We start from the raw sequence: 14,815 nt of genomic DNA, 5'->3' as shown, positions 1-14,815 counted from the left end.
ACACGACGAACACGGAATGAAGCATGGCGGAACAGAACATGCCCGCCACGGTTAAAGGCGACATCGCCGAGCTGCTGACCATCATGGCAAAGCTGCGCGATCCCAATGGCGGCTGCCCTTGGGACCTGCAACAGGATTTCTCCACGATCGCGCCGTATACCATCGAGGAAGCGTATGAAGTCGCTGATGCCATCGATCGCGGCGATCTGCCGGCATTGAAGGACGAGTTGGGCGACCTGCTGCTGCAAGTCGTGTTCCACGCACAGATGGCGCAAGAGCAGGGTGCTTTCGCGTTTCCGGATGTGGTCGCGGCGATCTGCGACAAGATGATGCGCCGTCATCCGCATGTGTTCGGCGATGTGGATGTTGCCGACGCCGAGACGCAGACGCGCCATTGGGAAGACATCAAGAAAGCCGAACGGCAGGCCGCTGGTGAACAAGATACCTCCGCATTGGCCGGCATTTCCCGCGGACTGCCCGAGTGGCAACGCGCGGTGAAGCTGCAGGCGCGCGCGGCCAAGGTTGGCTTCGACTGGCCTGGTCCGGAACCAGTGATCGCCAAGCTGCACGAAGAAATCGAAGAGGTGCGCGCAGAGTTCGCGCAGGGCGACGTGGCAGCGAATCATGAGCGGCTGGAAGACGAAATCGGCGATCTATTGTTCGTTGCCGCCAACCTCGCCCGGCATGCCAAAGTCGATGCCGGCGCCGCGATGCGCCGCGCCAATCTGAAATTCGAGCGTCGCTTCCGTGCGATGGAGGCGTTGGCTAAATCTGATGGCGTAGAGCTGTCGACGTTGTCGCTGGAACAGCAGGATGCCTATTGGGATCGGGTCAAGTTGATGGAAGGCGCTGAGAGTTCTGCGTGAGCTAAATTCTGATTGGCGGCAGCTTCAGTTCCCTTCTCCCTCCGGGAGAAGGTGGTGCGCAGCGACGGATGAGGGAATGGAGTGTCCGCTTGTAGCAGAGGTCGCTGGCGAGTCATTGCCATTCCCTCATCCGCTCTTCGGGCACCTCGCTTCACGCCCCGGCCCTGCGCAACACGCAGGGCATTCAGGCATACACGAGCCGATGGCTCGTAAGCCGCATGCCTTCATCCCGGAGGGAGAAGGGAACAGAGAATTGACGCTGATCAGGAACCGAACACATGAAAACCTTTCTGCTGTTCGTCGCCACCGCGATGGCCGAGATCGTCGGCTGCTATCTTCCTTATCTCTGGCTTCGCAAAGGCGGCAGCGCGTGGCTGCTGGTGCCAGCTGCCATCAGCCTGGCGCTGTTCGCCTGGCTGCTGACGCTGCATCCCACGGCCTCCGGCCGCGTCTACGCCGCCTATGGTGGCGTCTATGTGTCCGCCGCCATTCTCTGGCTATGGTTGATTGACGGAATAAAACCAACACGGTGGGACCTGCTGGGCGCGGGTTTGTGTCTGGCCGGCATGGCGATCATCATGTTCGCGCCGCGAGCCGCCTGAATCCAGAACACGCTCCCAGGAGGGAACATGAGCCGCTTCGCCAGTTTCCGCGAGTTCTATCCGTTCTATCTCAGCGAACACGCCAACCGCACGTCGCGTCGCCTGCACTTCATCGGCAGTTGCGGAGTACTGGCGCTGGTGGTCGCCTTCATCATCGAGCGCAATGCCTGGTGGCTGCTGGGCGCACTGTTCTGCGGTTACGGGTTTGCCTGGATAGGGCATTTCTTCTTCGAAAAAAATCGCCCCGCCACCTTCAAGCACCCGGTCTATTCCTTCCTCGGAGACTGGGTGATGTTCAAGGATATCCTGGTGGGGAAGATCAAGTTCTGAAGAGCCGGGAATAGGGAGTGGGGAGCCGGGAATGAAAGCCGCAATGGCGCTTTCTGGCCGAGGAAGGTTGCGCGTGTTCGAGCACGGGGAAAACAGCGTCAACTGCGCTCCTCCGGTTCTCCATTCCCTATTCCCCATTCCCAGCCCTTCACTCATAGAACATCAAGAACGCCGCGCCAACGATCAAGGCGAACGCCGCGTAGTGATTCCATTTGAGCGGCTGTCCCAGGTACCAGGCTGAAAAGCCGGCGAATACCAACAGAGTCAGGACTTCCTGGATCGTCTTCAGCTGCACTACTGAATACACCGAACTGCCCAAGCGATTGGCGGGCACCATCAGGGTGTATTCGAAAAAAGCGATGCCCCAGCTGGCGATGATCGCCAACCACAATGGCGACGCCTTGTACTTCAGGTGCCCGTACCAAGCGAAGGTCATGAAGATGTTGGAGCCGAGCAACAGCAATACGGGGAGCAGGCGAGCGGTCATGGTCTGGATGTCGGAGGCGGAGAGCCAAGGCTAAGCCACTCCGGCCGCGGCTGAATAGATGACTGATCTTCACGCGCCGTCAACTCGCAACGGGGTACGTTCACAAACCTGAAGAAATGTCGGAGACATCATGCGCCACACTCAGGAGACAGCGGGACTGGTTTTGGTAGTTGAGGACAACCGCAACATCTCGGAAATGATCGGCGAGTACCTGGAAGGCCGAGGATTCGAGGTGGATTACGCCAGCGATGGGCTGGATGGCTACCGGTTGGCAGTGGAGAACAGTTACGACGTGCTGGTGCTGGATTTGATGTTGCCGCGCCTGGACGGCATGGAAGTCTGCCGCCGCCTGCGCAATGAGGCGCGCAAATCCACCCCGGTGCTGATGCTGACCGCACGCGACACCTTGGACGACAAGCTCACTGGGCTCAGTTCGGGCGCGGACGACTACCTGACCAAGCCTTTCGCCATCCAGGAGCTGGAGGCACGCTTGCGCGCCCTGATCCGGCGTGAGCGCCGGCAGGTGGGTGCCGAGGTGCTCAAGGTGGCCGACCTGGTGCTGGATCCCGTCAGCATGCGTGCTACCCGTGGCGGCACCGAGCTGATGCTCTCGCCCATCGGCCTGCGCTTGCTGACCATCCTGATGCGCGAGTCGCCACGGGTGGTGACGCGCCAGGAGATCGAACGAGAGATCTGGGGCAACGGCTTGCCTGATTCCGATACGTTGCGCAGTCACTTGTACAACTTGCGCAAGGTCATCGACAAACCTTTCGACAAGCCGCTGCTTCACACCGTGCAGAGCGCCGGTTACCGCATCGCGGACATCGGCTGACGGGAGCGGTGGGAATCGCGGCATAATCCGCGCTTCGACTTGGGCCTGTTAACGCCACCGGGATAGGGACGCGCCGATGCCGCAAGGCCTGCCTCGCAAACTCAGGATCGCCTTCATCCTGCAGGCGGTCATGGTCAGCTTGGCCATCGTGCTGGGCGTGTACCTGATTTCCGCGGTCATCAAGCACAGCCTGATGAATACGGCGCTGCAGGAGGAAGCGACCCATTTCTGGGACCTGTACAACGCGTCCGAGGCGCAGCCGCCGCCCAACACCTTCAACCTGCGCGGCTATCTGGTGATGAAGGGGCATTCGAATCTGGTCTTGCCGGCAAACCTGCGAGATCTGAAGCCGGGCTTCCACGAGTTGAAGGACGACGACATGCTGGTGCTGGTGGACGAGAAGCCGGCCGGCCGCCTGTACCTGGTCTTCCTGCGTTCGCAGGCCGAGCGCATGGCGTTCTACTTCGGCACCTTGCCGATCATCATGACCTTGATCGCGATCTATCTGGTTTCGTGGCTGACCTATCGGTCCTCCAAGCGGCTGGTGTCGCCGGTCAGCTGGTTGGCTCGCCAGGTGGGCGAGTGGGATCCGCGCCGGCCCGACGTCAGCTCACTCGCTTCGGATCGTCTGCCGAAGGAAGTGCAAGGCGAAGCACGCCAGTTGGCATCGGCTCTGCACGGGCTTGCCCAACGCGTGACCGCGCACGTGGCGCGCGAGCGCGACTTCACCCGCGATGCCAGCCACGAACTGCGGACACCGCTGACGGTGATACGCGTGGCCAGCGACATGGCGATGGCGGAGGACTCGCCCCCGCGCGTCGCGCGCGCACTGCAGCGGATCCAACGCGCCGGCCGCGATATGGAAGCGGTGATCGATGCGTTCCTGATCCTGGCGCGCGAAGCGGAAGTGGAGCCCCAACGCGAGGACTTCGATGTCGCCGACATCGTTCAGGACGAAGCCGAGAACGCGCGCACGCTGCTGATCGGAAAACCGGTGGATCTGGAGGTCACCTGCAACGCCAAACCACGCCTGCATGCGCCTCCGCGCGCCTTCCAGGTGGTAGTGAGCAACCTGCTGCGCAATGCCTGCAGCTATACCGACAAGGGCCGCATCGACGTGATCCTGGAGGCTGATCGGGTGACGATACGCGACACCGGCATCGGCATGTCGGCCGAATCCATGGCGCGCGTGTTCGAGCCGTTCTATCGCGCCGATCCTACTCGCCCGCACGGCAGTGGCTTGGGCCTGTCCATCGTCAGCCGCTTGTGCGAACGATTCGGCTGGAAAGTGGAACTGGACAGCGTGCTTGGCGAAGGGACCAGCGCGACCATTCGTTTCGTCTCCTGAATCTGTACGGGAACCGAACCGATTACGCGCCTGTCAACCTGGCCTTCTGCTGTGCGTTAATCACCACACCCCCATCTAGCCGACTCACTGATGAGCCAGCCTCGCCCCAGCGCACCTCGCAAGAAAAAGTCCCTGCTTCCCAATCTGCTGGTCGGCGCCGTTGTCGTCGTACTTCTTGCCGGAGGCGCCTGGTACTGGAACGCGCACAGGAGCGAGAACGCTGAGAGCGCTTTTCGGACCGCGCCGGTGGAGCGGGGCAATATCCGCGTCGCCATTTCCGCCACCGGCACCCTCAGCGCGATATCCACGGTCACGGTCGGCAGCCAGATTTCCGGGCAGGTCACTGACGTCCTGGTCGATTTCAATAGCGAAGTGAAGAAAGACCAGGTGCTGGCGCGCATCGACCCCAGCAGCTACGAAGCGCAGATCACGCAAGGCAACGCGCAGATCGCCAACGCGCAGGCCACATTGCGGCAAGCGCAAGCGACTTTGCGCAATGCGGAGCTGGATTATCGGCGCAAAGCCGATCTGGGTGCGCAAAAGCTGGTAGCGCAAAGCGACGTGGATCTGGCCCGGTCCGCACTGGATCAGGCGCGTGCCCAGGTGAATTCCTCGCAAGCGCAAATACAGCAACAAACGGCGTCCACACAGACCACGCGCATCAATCTGCACCGTACGGTGATCCGTTCGCCGGTCGACGGCGTGGTGCTGACTCGCACCATCGAACCCGGGCAGACGGTGGCCGCCAGCTTGCAGGCGCCGGAACTGTTCACCATCGCCGAAGATCTGAGCAAGATGAAGATCGAACTGGCCGTCGATGAATCCGACATAGGCCAGGTCAAGGTGGGCCAGACAGTCTCGTTCACCGCTGACGCTTTCGCCGATCGTCAATTCAGAGGAACAGTGGAACAAGTGCGGCTGGCGGCTACCACCACGAATAACGTGGTGACATATCCGGTAGTGGTCACCGTCGACAACAGCGACGGCACTTTGCTGCCGGGGCTGACCGTCAACGCCGAGATCGAAGTCAGCAAACGCGACAACGTGCTGAAGATTTCCAACGCCGCATTGCGTTACAAGCCAGCCAATGGCGATACCGCCGCCGCTGGCGCGCAACCCGCCGGTCCGGCGGCCATGCCGCGCGGCGGCGGTATGGCCGATGACTTGGTACGCGTGGCAGCCGGCCTGCAACTCAAGCCGGAACAACAGGCGGCATTCGACGCGGCCATTGTCAAAGTCCGCGAACGCCAGGCGGCACGCATGGCGCAGGCAGCGCAAGGCGGCAGTGGCGGCAATCGCCTGTTTGGCGGTGGCGGTGCGGGACCCGGCATGTCCATGAGAACCGTCGGTGCGCCTGCTGGCGGTGGCGAGGGCCAGATGCGCCAACGCATGATCGAACGCTTCCAGCAGGATTTCGCGGCATTCCGTGCGAGCCTGGACGAAGAACAAGCCCGCCGGTGGGACAGCGCGCTCCGGGATCTGCTCAGCGCTAAACGGGCGACCGCGTACCGGCTGGTCGACGGCAAGCCGCAACCGATCGCCTTGCGCATCGGTGCCAGCGACGGCACCAATACCGAGGTATCCGGCGATATCAAGGAAGGCGACGTGATGGTCGTCGGCGAGCGCCCCAAGGAATGAGCGCCCCGGCAGCTACCGCAACGGCTGCGCCAGCACGCGTGGCGGTCATCGAAACCCATGGCCTGGGCAAGGTCTACTCGCCCGACAGCGAGGCCGAGGTGGTTGCGTTGAAAGGCGTCGACATGCGCATCCAGCGCGGTGATTTCGTCGCCATCATGGGGCCGTCCGGTTCCGGCAAGTCGACGCTGATGAACCTCATCGGCTGCCTGGATACACCTTCTTCCGGCAGCTACTTCTGCGACGGAGTGGATGTCTCGACGTTGGATGCCGAGGAGCTGGCGGAGCTACGACGGGACAAGATCGGGTTCGTGTTCCAGGGCTTCAATCTGCTGTCTCGCATGAGCGCTTTGGAAAACGTCGCGATGCCCTTGGGTTACGCGCAGGTGCCGCCACGCGAACGGTTGGAGCGCGCGCGCGAGGCATTGGCGGCGGTGGGATTGTCCGACCGCGCGGATCATCGTCCCAATGCGCTTTCCGGCGGGCAGCAGCAACGCGTCGCCATTGCGCGTGCGCTGATCAACCAACCTCCGATCCTGCTGGCCGACGAGCCGACGGGCGCGCTCGACAGCAAGACCGGCGAGGAAATCCTGGCCCTGTTCAAACGCCTGCGCGACCAGGACCACACCGTCATCCTGATTACCCATGACGCCGAAGTAGCCGCGCATGCAGACCGCACGCTGGTGATGCGCGACGGTGAGTTGCACGAAGAGCCGGGAACGGGGAGACGGCAAACGGGAATGGGGGAGGACGTGCCGTGACCCGCGTATTTTCCGCCTGTGGCGATTTTCCCGGCCGTGCACGCATGCGATGCGGCGCTCGCGCTTTGGCGATTCCCCATTCTCCATTCTCCATTCCCGGCTCTTCGTCATGAAATTCTCCGACATCTTGCGCACGGCGATCTTCGCGTTGCGTGGCAACTGGATGCGCAGCGCGCTGACGTCGTTGGGCGTGATCATCGGCATCGCCGCCGTCATCGTGATGGTGTCGGTGGGGCAGGGAACCCAGGCCGAAATCGACAAGATGGTCTCCGGCCTAGGTTCGCAGCGCCTGGATATCAGTCCGGGCGCCAGTCGCGGTGCGGGCGGCGCTGTGCGAATGAGCTCCGCCAGTTTCTTCACCCTCAACGAGGGCGATGTGGATGCGATCCGCAATGAAGTTCCGGAAGTGCAGTACGTGGCAGGCGCGCTACGCGGCAATACGCAAGTGGTCTACGCCGAAAACAACGCGTCCACCAGTTGGCAGGGTGTGCAGCCGGACTTCTTCGACATCAACAGCTGGACGATTGCCGGTGGCGAGGGCTTCGATGCGCAGGACTACACCGGCGCCGACAAGGTCGTGATCCTGGGCGAAACCGTGCGCCGCACGTTGTTTGGCGAAGACAGCGGCATAGGTCAGACCATCCGGCTGGGCCGTGTTCCGTTCACGGTGGTGGGGACCTTGAAGTCGAAAGGCCAGGGCGGTTTCGGTCAAGACCAGGACGATGTGGTAATGGTGCCCTTGCAGACAGCGCGCCGCCGGCTGATGGGCGCCATGGGCTTGCCCGCCGGCGCGGTGATGCAGATCGCGCTGACGGTCGCCAACGCCAAGGATCTGTCCTACGTGCAGGGCGAAGTGGAGGCCCTGTTGCGTCAGCGCCACAAGATCATGCCGGGCGAAGAAGACGACTTCAACGTGCGCAACATTTCCGAAATCGTGGCCACCCGCACCGCAACTACGCGTTTGATGTCGCTGCTGCTGGGCGCGGTGGCGACGATATCGCTGATCGTTGGCGGTATCGGCATCATGAACATCATGCTGGTCTCGGTGACGGAGCGCATTCGCGAAATCGGCTTGCGCATGGCAGTGGGCGCGGGTCCGAGCGACGTGCGCCGGCAATTCCTGGCCGAGGCGATGCTGATATCACTGATCGGCGGCGCGCTGGGTATTGCGATTGGCATTGCCGGCGCGCTGCTGGTGGGGCGATTCAGCGATTTGCCGGTGGCACTGAACGGGCAGGTGATCGGCCTGGCAGCAGGCTTTTCTGTCGCTACCGGTCTGTTCTTCGGCTATTACCCCGCGCGCAAGGCGTCGCAGCTGGACCCGATCGAAGCGCTGCGTTCGCAATGATCTATCGGACGGGCCGCTGAATACGAGCGAGAGCTCGCGCCGGGACGGCGCTCCTACAGAATTTTGCTTATTTTAGGAGCGGCTTCTGGCGCGTACAGGCCCGCACCGAAGTGACGAAGCTGTCACGACTCGGCGCAAAGATGCCCTGGCACGTGTCGCCATCAGATTCATCGGTTCCATGGGCGAGGTATCCTGACCGCCCCGCCCACGGTCGTCGCGCTCGCAATGACAGCTCGCAAATCTTCCCCGATAGCCTTGGTGATCCATGGTGGCGCCGGCGTCATAGAGCGCGGCCAACTCAGTGACGCTGACGAGCGGGAGATTCTGGCCGATCTGAACAATGCCCTGGAAGCTGGCTACGCGGCGATGCTGTCCCTAGAAGGTAGCGCGTTGGACGCGGTGGAAGCCGCTGTCATAGCTCTGGAAGAATCCCCCCGTTTCAACGCGGGCAAAGGCTCGGTCTTCGATGCCAGCGGCGAGCACGAGCTGGACGCCTCCATCATGGAGGGGCATAGCCGGCGAGCCGGTGCGGTGGCTGGCGTGCGGACCGTGCGCAATCCCATCCGCTTGGCGCGCGCAGTCATGGAGGATTCTCCGCATGTATTTCTGATCGGGGCAGGCGCCGAGCAATTCGCCGATACCCAGCCGCGTATCCAGCGTGTCGCCAACCATTGGTTCGACACTGATGTCCGTCGCGAGCAACTGAAGCTGACACAAGCACTGGAGCAGGAGCAGTGGCAGACCAGCCAGGACTTGCGCGGCCGGTATTTCGGTACGGTTGGCGCGGTCGCATTGGATGCGCACGGCCGTATCGCCGCTGCCACTTCCACAGGCGGGATGACCAATAAACGCTGGGGGCGCGTCGGCGACTCGCCGATCATCGGTGCAGGAACCTGGGCCGATGATCGCTGCGGTGTGTCAGGCACCGGCTGGGGTGAATTCTTCATACGTAACGCGGTGGCCCACGACATCTGCGCTCGCGTCGCCTATCGCGGCGACAGCATCGTCGCAGCAGCCGAAGAGGTGATCATGAACGTGGTGCCGAGCCATGGCGGCGATGGCGGCGCCATCGCCTTGGATCGCGACGGCAATATCGCGATGGCATTCAACACCTCGGGCATGTACCGCGGCTGGATACGTCCGGATGGTTCGCGCGGTACCGCGATTTATCGAGAGGCGTGATCGGGAGCGGAGGAGGCGTCCGGCGGCGGGCTGACGCTGGATTCCATCGCAGACATCGAATGTCGCTTTTAACCAAACCTGTCAATCGAGATAAGGTGCGATGACGTCCCGCCATATTTCGTAGCCAGCGCGATTCATATGCAGCCGGTCTTCGAGGAAAAGTTCTTCCCGCGGCTTGCCGGTGGCATCCAGCATGGGAGTGAAAATGTCGATGAACTCCACGTCCAGTGCTCCGGCGTCCGCGGCAATCAGCGCGTTCGCTAGTCGTTGAGCCTCGAGTAGGTGTGCGCGGGAAGGACTGGGCTTGACGGCGATGTAGGCGATTTCGACTTTCGGCAGATCGCGCCGTACACGACTGACGAACGCGCGGAAGTCTTCGCGCAACTGCTGCGGACTGCGGCCGCTGCTGAGATCGTTGTCGCCGGCGTAGATCAGGATCTTGCGCGGTGCATAAGGGGCGATGATGCGATCGGCGTAGTAAGTGCTGTCGCGCAGTTCCGAACCACCAAAACCCCGGTTGATTACGGTGATACCGGGAAAATCGGCCGCCAATCCGTCCCACAGGCGGATCGAGGAGCTCCCGATGAACAGCACCCCGTTCTCAGGGGGCGGGGAAGCCGCATCCGCCATCGCGAACTGCTGCATGTCCTGTTCGAAGGCCGTGCTCGACAGCTGCCCCGGCACCTGGGGCGAACCCTCTGGCGTAGCGGCAGTACTGGCGCAAGCCGCCAGAATCAGTAGAGAGGTCAGGAAAATGAGGCGAATCACGTAAATTGGGGCCATATTCCCGATTATCCGGTTGTCTGCGTAGTCTTGGCTTGAATGAAACCGTCTCGACGGCGGCTTGTAAACCCGGCCTGGCGGGTGTCGGCGGCCACCTTGTGGCAAAATCGCCCTTTCCGACGATCCCCCGCACCGCTCATGCGCTTTCCCATCGCGTCGTTCCATGACCTGTCTTCGCCAGGCCACCGTCCGATCGCGCGTGCGCTCCATGGCTCTTGCTCTTGTGCGTTCGGTGCCGTTGCCGTTCGCCCCCGCTGACTTCCGGATGACACCTCATGGCCGATGAAATCGGACACATGCCACGCGGCCCAGGCCGCATCCTGAAGGCGACAGTGTGGTCGATGCAGGGTTTGAAGGCGGCCTGGCTGCACGAGTCGTCGTTCCGCCTCGAGGTTTATCTGCTGGTGGTGCTCGCGCCATTGGCGGTGTGGCTGGGCCGGGATGGTATCGAGCGAAGTCTGCTGATCGGCAGCTGTCTGCTGGTATTGGCGGCCGAGTTGCTGAACTCGGCGGTGGAAGCGCTGATCGAGCGCTACGGGCCGGAGTACCACGAGCTGGCCGGGCGCGCCAAGGACATGGGATCGGCTGCGGTATTCGTGCTGATGATGAACGTTTTGCTGTGCTGGGCCTTTATCTTGGGGCCGCGGCTGTTTTGATCGATATAACCAAAAAGAAAGGATTGCACGCACATGAGTTTTGAATTCCTGGCCGACCCCAACGTCTGGCTGACGCTGGTGACCCTGAGCGCACTGGAGATCGTGCTGGGCATCGACAACCTGGTGTTCATTTCCATCGCCGTCGCCAAGCTGCCCCCTCTCCAGCGGCCGCTGGCGCGCAGGATCGGCATTGCAGTGGCCTGCATCACGCGTATCGCGCTGCTGGTGTCGCTGGCCTTCCTGGCGAAGATGCAGTACGACCTGTTCACCCTGTTCGGCATGGGAATCTCGGTGCGCGACCTGGTGCTGATACTGGGTGGCATCTTCCTGCTGATAAAAGGCGCCATGGAGATCAAGGAGCTGATCGGGGGCGGAGAAGACGAAGATCCTTCCACCACCAAGACCTCGGCGGTATTCGGGATGGTCATCGCCCAGATCGCCATCATCGACATCGTGTTTTCCCTCGATTCGGTCATTACCGCCGTTGGCATGGCCGAGCACATCCCGGTCATGGTGGCTGCCATCCTGCTGGCGGTCGCCGTGATGCTGCTGGCGGCCAATCCGCTGGGCCGTTTCATCGACGCCAACCCCACCATCAAGATGCTGGCGCTGGCCTTCATCGTGCTGATCGGCGCGGTGTTGATCCTGGACGGTTTGGAAGTGCATGTGCCCAAGCCCTACGTCTACTTCGCCATGGGCTTCTCGGTGATGGTCGAATGGCTGAACCTGCTGATGCGCCGTCGTGCGGCGCGCCGGCACGTTCCTGGCGCCGGTGAATGGTGACCTGCTGACGGCCTGAAGGCGGAGGTACTGAGCTGGCCGCCTTCGTCGCCTGACGCGCCGGTGCTTTTGCCGACATATGCGGGTTAAGGGCGTTTCATAGAGCGGAGCTTGCTCTGCTGCTTTTCGTCGGTGAAGGAAAAAGCAGCGGAGCAAGCTCCGCTCTACGAGAAGCGCTCCCATTCGGGTTCCGGCCGATGGCATCCGATAAGCAGCCGGCTCCCCACTCGGGCAAAATAGGGCCTATCCCTGGACGGCCAAGCCGAGGCGCATGATTTACCTTCATCAGATCGACCCGATCATCTTTTCGCTGGGCCCGTTGAAGCTGCATTGGTACGGCTTGATGTATCTGTTGGGGTTCCTGGCAGCCTGGTGGTTGGGGCGGCTGCGGATTGGTGCCGGCCGCCTGCCGGGTGTGGACGCCAACGGATTCTCGGATTTGCTGTTCTATTCCATGCTGGGCGTCGTGCTGGGCGGACGCTTCGGTTACGTGCTGTTCTATGGCTTTGATGCCTTCGTGCAGAACCCGCTGTCGATATTCAAAGTGTGGGAAGGCGGGATGAGCTTCCACGGTGGCCTGTTGGGCGTCATGGCCGCGGCTTGGTGGTGGACGCGCCGGCATCGCATCCACTTCTTCGACACCATGGATTTCGTGGCCCCGCTGGTGCCGCTGGGCCTGGGTTTCGGGCGCCTGGGTAACTTCGTCGGCGCGGAACTCTGGGGCAAGTACACCCAGGCCGGTTGGGGCGTGATATTCCCCAGCACCGATCCGAATGTCCTGAAGCTCGGCCTGGACGCGCAGCAGTTGCAAGCGCAGTACGCCGCTGGGGCTTTGAACCAGTTCGCGCGCCACCCATCGCAGCTTTATCAAGCCTTTTTGGAAGGGCTGGTGATGTTCTGTGTGTTGTGGTGGTTCTCGCGCAAACCGCGTCCACGCTATGCGGTCTCCGGTCTGTTCGCGCTGCTCTACGGTGTTTTCCGTTTCGCGGTGGAATTCGTGCGAGTGCCGGACGAGCAATTGAAATATCTGGCCTTTGGTTGGTTGACCATGGGGCAAGTGCTCAGCACGCCATTGATCGCACTGGGCCTTTATTTGCTGTGGCGGTCGCGCCGGTCGCCAACGCTGCAGCCTGTGATTCCCGCTCAGACGAAAGCCGCCAAGGAGTCCGCATGAAGCAATATCTCGATTTGTTGCAGCATGTGCTGGACCAAGGCACGGAGAAATCCGATCGCACCGGTACCGGAACGCGCAGCGTGTTCGGCTGGCAGATGCGCTTTGATTTGAATCAAGGCTTTCCGCTGGTCACCACCAAGAAGCTGCACCTGCGTTCCATCGTCCACGAGTTGCTGTGGTTCCTGAAAGGCGAAACCAACATCGCTTATTTGAAGGACAACAAGGTCAGCATCTGGGATGAATGGGCGGACGAGCAGGGCGAGCTGGGGCCGGTCTACGGTAAACAGTGGCGTCGCTGGGCGACCGCCGACGGTGGCGAGATCGATCAGATCCGTTGGGTGGTGGACGAAATCAAGCGCAACCCTGATTCACGCAGGTTGATCGTTTCCGCCTGGAATGTCGCGGAGCTGCCGAAGATGGCGTTGATGCCGTGCCACACGATGTTCCAGTTCTACGTAGTGAACGGAAAGCTGAGTTGCCAGCTGTACCAACGCAGCGGCGACATCTTTCTGGGCGTGCCGTTCAACATCGCCAGTTATGCGCTGCTGACGCATATGGTGGCGCGGGCGACGGGGCTGGGCGTGGGCGATTTTGTGCACACGCTGGGTGACGCGCACTTGTATTCCAATCACTACGAACAGGCACGCGAACAGTTGTCGCGCGAACCGCGCGCATTGCCCCGATTGCATTTGAATCCCGATGTGACCGATCTGTTCGCTTTCACCTACGACGACATCGAGATTCACGGCTACGAGCCACATCCGGCCATCAAGGCGCCGGTGGCGGTGTAGCACCGTGGTGATTTCGCTTGTCGCCGCGTTGGATCGTGATCGCGCTATCGGTAAAGGCAACGATCTGCCCTGGCGACTACCCGACGACCTCAAGCGCTTCAAGGCGCTGACCCTGGGCAAGCCGGTACTGATGGGCCGCAAGACGGCCGAGTCGCTGGGCCGTGCTTTGCCAGGTCGTCTCAATCTGGTGCTGACGCGATCCGGCAACGCGCCATTTGAAGATATGCGCGCAGTAGCTTCGTTCGAAGAGGCGCTCGCGCTCGCGGAAGCGAACGGTTCGAAGGAACTCTGCGTTATCGGCGGGGCGGAGATATACCGGCTCACGCTATCCCTGGCCGATCGTCTTTATCTCACGCACGTCGATACGCAAGTAGAAGATGCAGACGCTTTCTTTCCAGGTTTCGATGCGACGCAGTGGCGAGCGGTCGGTCGTGAGCCGCATCCGGTCGACAACAGGCATGCGTTCGCTTTCGAGTTCGTGGACTACGTTCGGGCTTGATGCTCTCGCGAGGATACTTCGAACAAACCGCGATTGATTGCGTGCCAGGACGCCAGCACGATCCTACAAGGGCAGTACCGGCCGGTAGTGGCCAATGATGGCGTGCTGGAATAGCAAGTTTTCTTCCTGCGTACCCCGGCCGATGTTGTGGATGATCAGCGGGATGCCGTCGTGGGTAGTGCGGTCTGAAACGATGCCGATATGCAGCAGGCCGGAGCCCGTGAGCTTCCAGGCAACGATCTCACCTGCGTGGTAGCCGTCGGGAGCAGAATCAATCGGCCGCGCCCAGCCTTGGCGTTCGAACCAATGCATTTGGTTCGGTACTCGGCGGTGGTCGATGCTCCGGTTCGCGCGCTTCAGCCCCCAGAGTTGCGGATAGGCCGCGAAGTTCCTGCGCATGTCTTCGTGGATAGCCTGCTGCAGATCCAGGCCCTGCGTTCTTAGCGCGCGGATAACGACATCGGTGCAGACGCCCCGATCACGCGGCACGTCGCCGTCTGGATAATCCAATTCGACATACGCCGGATCGTAGAGGCGGGTGACGCCGATCTGTCCGCGCGCGGCCGCCACCAGCGGCGGCGATGGTGGCGTCTGCATGGGTATGCGAGAAGGCGAGGATGTCTGCGCCGCTGCGACGATCTTCTGCGCCGCCGGGACATCGGCACGGCAGGCGATGGACAAGCTCGCCAGCGTCAGCGCCAATAGCGCGACTGCGACGCTGGACCGGGCGCTCATGTGGTG

Annotated in this window: 17 protein-coding genes; 14 read left to right on the top strand and 3 right to left on the bottom strand. The window is 61.9% G+C overall.

Features of this window, described 5'->3' with window-relative positions:
- The first annotated feature begins 38 nt into the window (after positions 1 to 38).
- From mazG to AADW18_RS10125, 3 genes are all read left to right on the top strand, one after another.
- Positions 39 to 866 (top strand): nucleoside triphosphate pyrophosphohydrolase, encoded by an 828-nt coding sequence (gene mazG / locus AADW18_RS10135; RefSeq protein WP_337343241.1) that lies wholly within the window; start codon positions 39 to 41, stop codon positions 864 to 866.
- A gap of 278 nt (positions 867 to 1,144) precedes the next feature.
- Positions 1,145 to 1,468: a YnfA family protein gene (locus tag AADW18_RS10130; protein WP_337343240.1), complete on the top strand. Its 324-nt coding sequence runs from the start codon at positions 1,145 to 1,147 to the stop codon at positions 1,466 to 1,468.
- Positions 1,469 to 1,495: 27 nt separating this feature from the next.
- Positions 1,496 to 1,798, top strand: a complete 303-nt coding sequence (locus AADW18_RS10125; protein ID WP_337343239.1) for a DUF962 domain-containing protein — start codon at positions 1,496 to 1,498, stop codon at positions 1,796 to 1,798.
- 148 nt (positions 1,799 to 1,946) lie between these two features.
- Here AADW18_RS10125 and AADW18_RS10120 read toward each other — a convergent pair whose 3' ends face one another.
- On the bottom strand, positions 1,947 to 2,285 hold the full coding sequence (locus AADW18_RS10120; protein WP_337343238.1) for a DMT family protein: 339 nt from the start codon (positions 2,283 to 2,285) through the stop codon (positions 1,947 to 1,949).
- A 130-nt stretch (positions 2,286 to 2,415) separates the two neighbouring features.
- On the opposite strand from AADW18_RS10120, the gene AADW18_RS10115 reads away from it, so the two are divergent.
- The 6 genes from AADW18_RS10115 (at position 2,416) to AADW18_RS10090 (ending at position 9,391) form a co-directional block, all read left to right on the top strand.
- Positions 2,416 to 3,117, top strand: coding sequence for a response regulator transcription factor (locus AADW18_RS10115; RefSeq protein ID WP_337343237.1), 702 nt, complete (start codon positions 2,416 to 2,418; stop codon positions 3,115 to 3,117).
- 76 nt (positions 3,118 to 3,193) lie between these two features.
- Positions 3,194 to 4,465 (top strand): HAMP domain-containing sensor histidine kinase, encoded by a 1,272-nt coding sequence (locus AADW18_RS10110; protein WP_337343236.1) that lies wholly within the window; start codon positions 3,194 to 3,196, stop codon positions 4,463 to 4,465.
- A 90-nt stretch (positions 4,466 to 4,555) separates the two neighbouring features.
- On the top strand, positions 4,556 to 6,103 hold the full coding sequence (locus AADW18_RS10105) for an efflux RND transporter periplasmic adaptor subunit (protein WP_337343235.1): 1,548 nt from the start codon (positions 4,556 to 4,558) through the stop codon (positions 6,101 to 6,103).
- On the top strand, positions 6,100 to 6,861 hold the full coding sequence (locus tag AADW18_RS10100; RefSeq protein WP_337343234.1) for an ABC transporter ATP-binding protein: 762 nt from the start codon (positions 6,100 to 6,102) through the stop codon (positions 6,859 to 6,861). The genes AADW18_RS10105 and AADW18_RS10100 overlap by 4 nt, the downstream gene beginning before the upstream one ends.
- Before the next feature lie 109 nt (positions 6,862 to 6,970).
- The gene (locus tag AADW18_RS10095; protein WP_337343233.1) at positions 6,971 to 8,209 is read left to right on the top strand and encodes an ABC transporter permease; all 1,239 of its coding nucleotides are present in this window, start codon (positions 6,971 to 6,973) and stop codon (positions 8,207 to 8,209) included.
- Between the two features lie 225 nt (positions 8,210 to 8,434).
- Positions 8,435 to 9,391, top strand: a complete 957-nt coding sequence (locus AADW18_RS10090; RefSeq protein WP_337343232.1) for an isoaspartyl peptidase/L-asparaginase — start codon at positions 8,435 to 8,437, stop codon at positions 9,389 to 9,391.
- Between the two features lie 81 nt (positions 9,392 to 9,472).
- Here the strand turns inward: AADW18_RS10090 and AADW18_RS10085 are convergent, their stop codons facing one another.
- Positions 9,473 to 10,156: an SGNH/GDSL hydrolase family protein gene (locus tag AADW18_RS10085; protein WP_337343309.1), complete on the bottom strand. Its 684-nt coding sequence runs from the start codon at positions 10,154 to 10,156 to the stop codon at positions 9,473 to 9,475.
- Between the two features lie 293 nt (positions 10,157 to 10,449).
- On the opposite strand from AADW18_RS10085, the gene AADW18_RS10080 reads away from it, so the two are divergent.
- The 5 genes from AADW18_RS10080 to AADW18_RS10060 all read left to right on the top strand — a co-directional run bounded on the left by AADW18_RS10080 (position 10,450) and on the right by AADW18_RS10060 (position 14,074).
- On the top strand, positions 10,450 to 10,830 hold the full coding sequence (locus AADW18_RS10080; RefSeq protein ID WP_337343231.1) for a diacylglycerol kinase: 381 nt from the start codon (positions 10,450 to 10,452) through the stop codon (positions 10,828 to 10,830).
- Between the two features lie 33 nt (positions 10,831 to 10,863).
- On the top strand, positions 10,864 to 11,613 hold the full coding sequence (locus AADW18_RS10075; protein ID WP_337343230.1) for a TerC family protein: 750 nt from the start codon (positions 10,864 to 10,866) through the stop codon (positions 11,611 to 11,613).
- A gap of 268 nt (positions 11,614 to 11,881) precedes the next feature.
- Positions 11,882 to 12,784, top strand: coding sequence for a prolipoprotein diacylglyceryl transferase (lgt, locus tag AADW18_RS10070; RefSeq protein WP_337343229.1), 903 nt, complete (start codon positions 11,882 to 11,884; stop codon positions 12,782 to 12,784).
- On the top strand, positions 12,781 to 13,575 hold the full coding sequence (locus AADW18_RS10065; protein WP_337343228.1) for a thymidylate synthase: 795 nt from the start codon (positions 12,781 to 12,783) through the stop codon (positions 13,573 to 13,575). The genes lgt and AADW18_RS10065 overlap by 4 nt, the downstream gene beginning before the upstream one ends.
- Positions 13,576 to 13,579: 4 nt before the next feature.
- The gene (locus AADW18_RS10060; RefSeq protein ID WP_337343227.1) at positions 13,580 to 14,074 is read left to right on the top strand and encodes a dihydrofolate reductase; all 495 of its coding nucleotides are present in this window, start codon (positions 13,580 to 13,582) and stop codon (positions 14,072 to 14,074) included.
- A gap of 63 nt (positions 14,075 to 14,137) precedes the next feature.
- On the opposite strand, the gene AADW18_RS10055 is transcribed toward AADW18_RS10060, so the two are convergent.
- A complete protein-coding gene (locus AADW18_RS10055; RefSeq protein WP_337343226.1) occupies positions 14,138 to 14,809 on the bottom strand; it encodes a DUF1287 domain-containing protein in 672 nt (223 codons plus the stop codon).
- Positions 14,810 to 14,815 lie beyond the last annotated feature (6 nt).

It is taken from the genome of Pseudoxanthomonas sp. CCNWLY206-1, assembly GCF_039710385.1.
Taxonomy (GTDB): Bacteria; Pseudomonadota; Gammaproteobacteria; order Xanthomonadales; family Xanthomonadaceae; genus Pseudoxanthomonas_A.
The sequence above is the reverse complement of the archived record's forward strand: the minus strand, read 5'-3'. Positions and strand labels throughout refer to the sequence as shown.

Bases quoted from the DNA above. Each gene is read 5' to 3' on its own strand.
- AADW18_RS10100 (WP_337343234.1), top strand. From the start codon at position 6,100: ATGAGCGCCCCGGCAGCTACCGCAACGGCTGCGCCAGCACGCGTGGCG.
- AADW18_RS10125 (WP_337343239.1), top strand. From the start codon at position 1,496: ATGAGCCGCTTCGCCAGTTTCCGCGAGTTCTATCCGTTCTATCTCAGC.
- AADW18_RS10120 (WP_337343238.1), bottom strand. From the start codon at position 2,285: ATGACCGCTCGCCTGCTCCCCGTATTGCTGTTGCTCGGCTCCAACATC.
- lgt (WP_337343229.1), top strand. From the start codon at position 11,882: ATGATTTACCTTCATCAGATCGACCCGATCATCTTTTCGCTGGGCCCG.
- AADW18_RS10080 (WP_337343231.1), top strand. From the start codon at position 10,450: ATGGCCGATGAAATCGGACACATGCCACGCGGCCCAGGCCGCATCCTG.
- AADW18_RS10115 (WP_337343237.1), top strand. From the start codon at position 2,416: ATGCGCCACACTCAGGAGACAGCGGGACTGGTTTTGGTAGTTGAGGAC.
- AADW18_RS10055 (WP_337343226.1), bottom strand. From the start codon at position 14,809: ATGAGCGCCCGGTCCAGCGTCGCAGTCGCGCTATTGGCGCTGACGCTG.
- mazG (WP_337343241.1), top strand. From the start codon at position 39: ATGCCCGCCACGGTTAAAGGCGACATCGCCGAGCTGCTGACCATCATG.
- AADW18_RS10075 (WP_337343230.1), top strand. From the start codon at position 10,864: ATGAGTTTTGAATTCCTGGCCGACCCCAACGTCTGGCTGACGCTGGTG.
- AADW18_RS10110 (WP_337343236.1), top strand. From the start codon at position 3,194: ATGCCGCAAGGCCTGCCTCGCAAACTCAGGATCGCCTTCATCCTGCAG.
- AADW18_RS10095 (WP_337343233.1), top strand. From the start codon at position 6,971: ATGAAATTCTCCGACATCTTGCGCACGGCGATCTTCGCGTTGCGTGGC.
- AADW18_RS10130 (WP_337343240.1), top strand. From the start codon at position 1,145: ATGAAAACCTTTCTGCTGTTCGTCGCCACCGCGATGGCCGAGATCGTC.
- AADW18_RS10105 (WP_337343235.1), top strand. From the start codon at position 4,556: ATGAGCCAGCCTCGCCCCAGCGCACCTCGCAAGAAAAAGTCCCTGCTT.
- AADW18_RS10090 (WP_337343232.1), top strand. From the start codon at position 8,435: ATGACAGCTCGCAAATCTTCCCCGATAGCCTTGGTGATCCATGGTGGC.
- AADW18_RS10065 (WP_337343228.1), top strand. From the start codon at position 12,781: ATGAAGCAATATCTCGATTTGTTGCAGCATGTGCTGGACCAAGGCACG.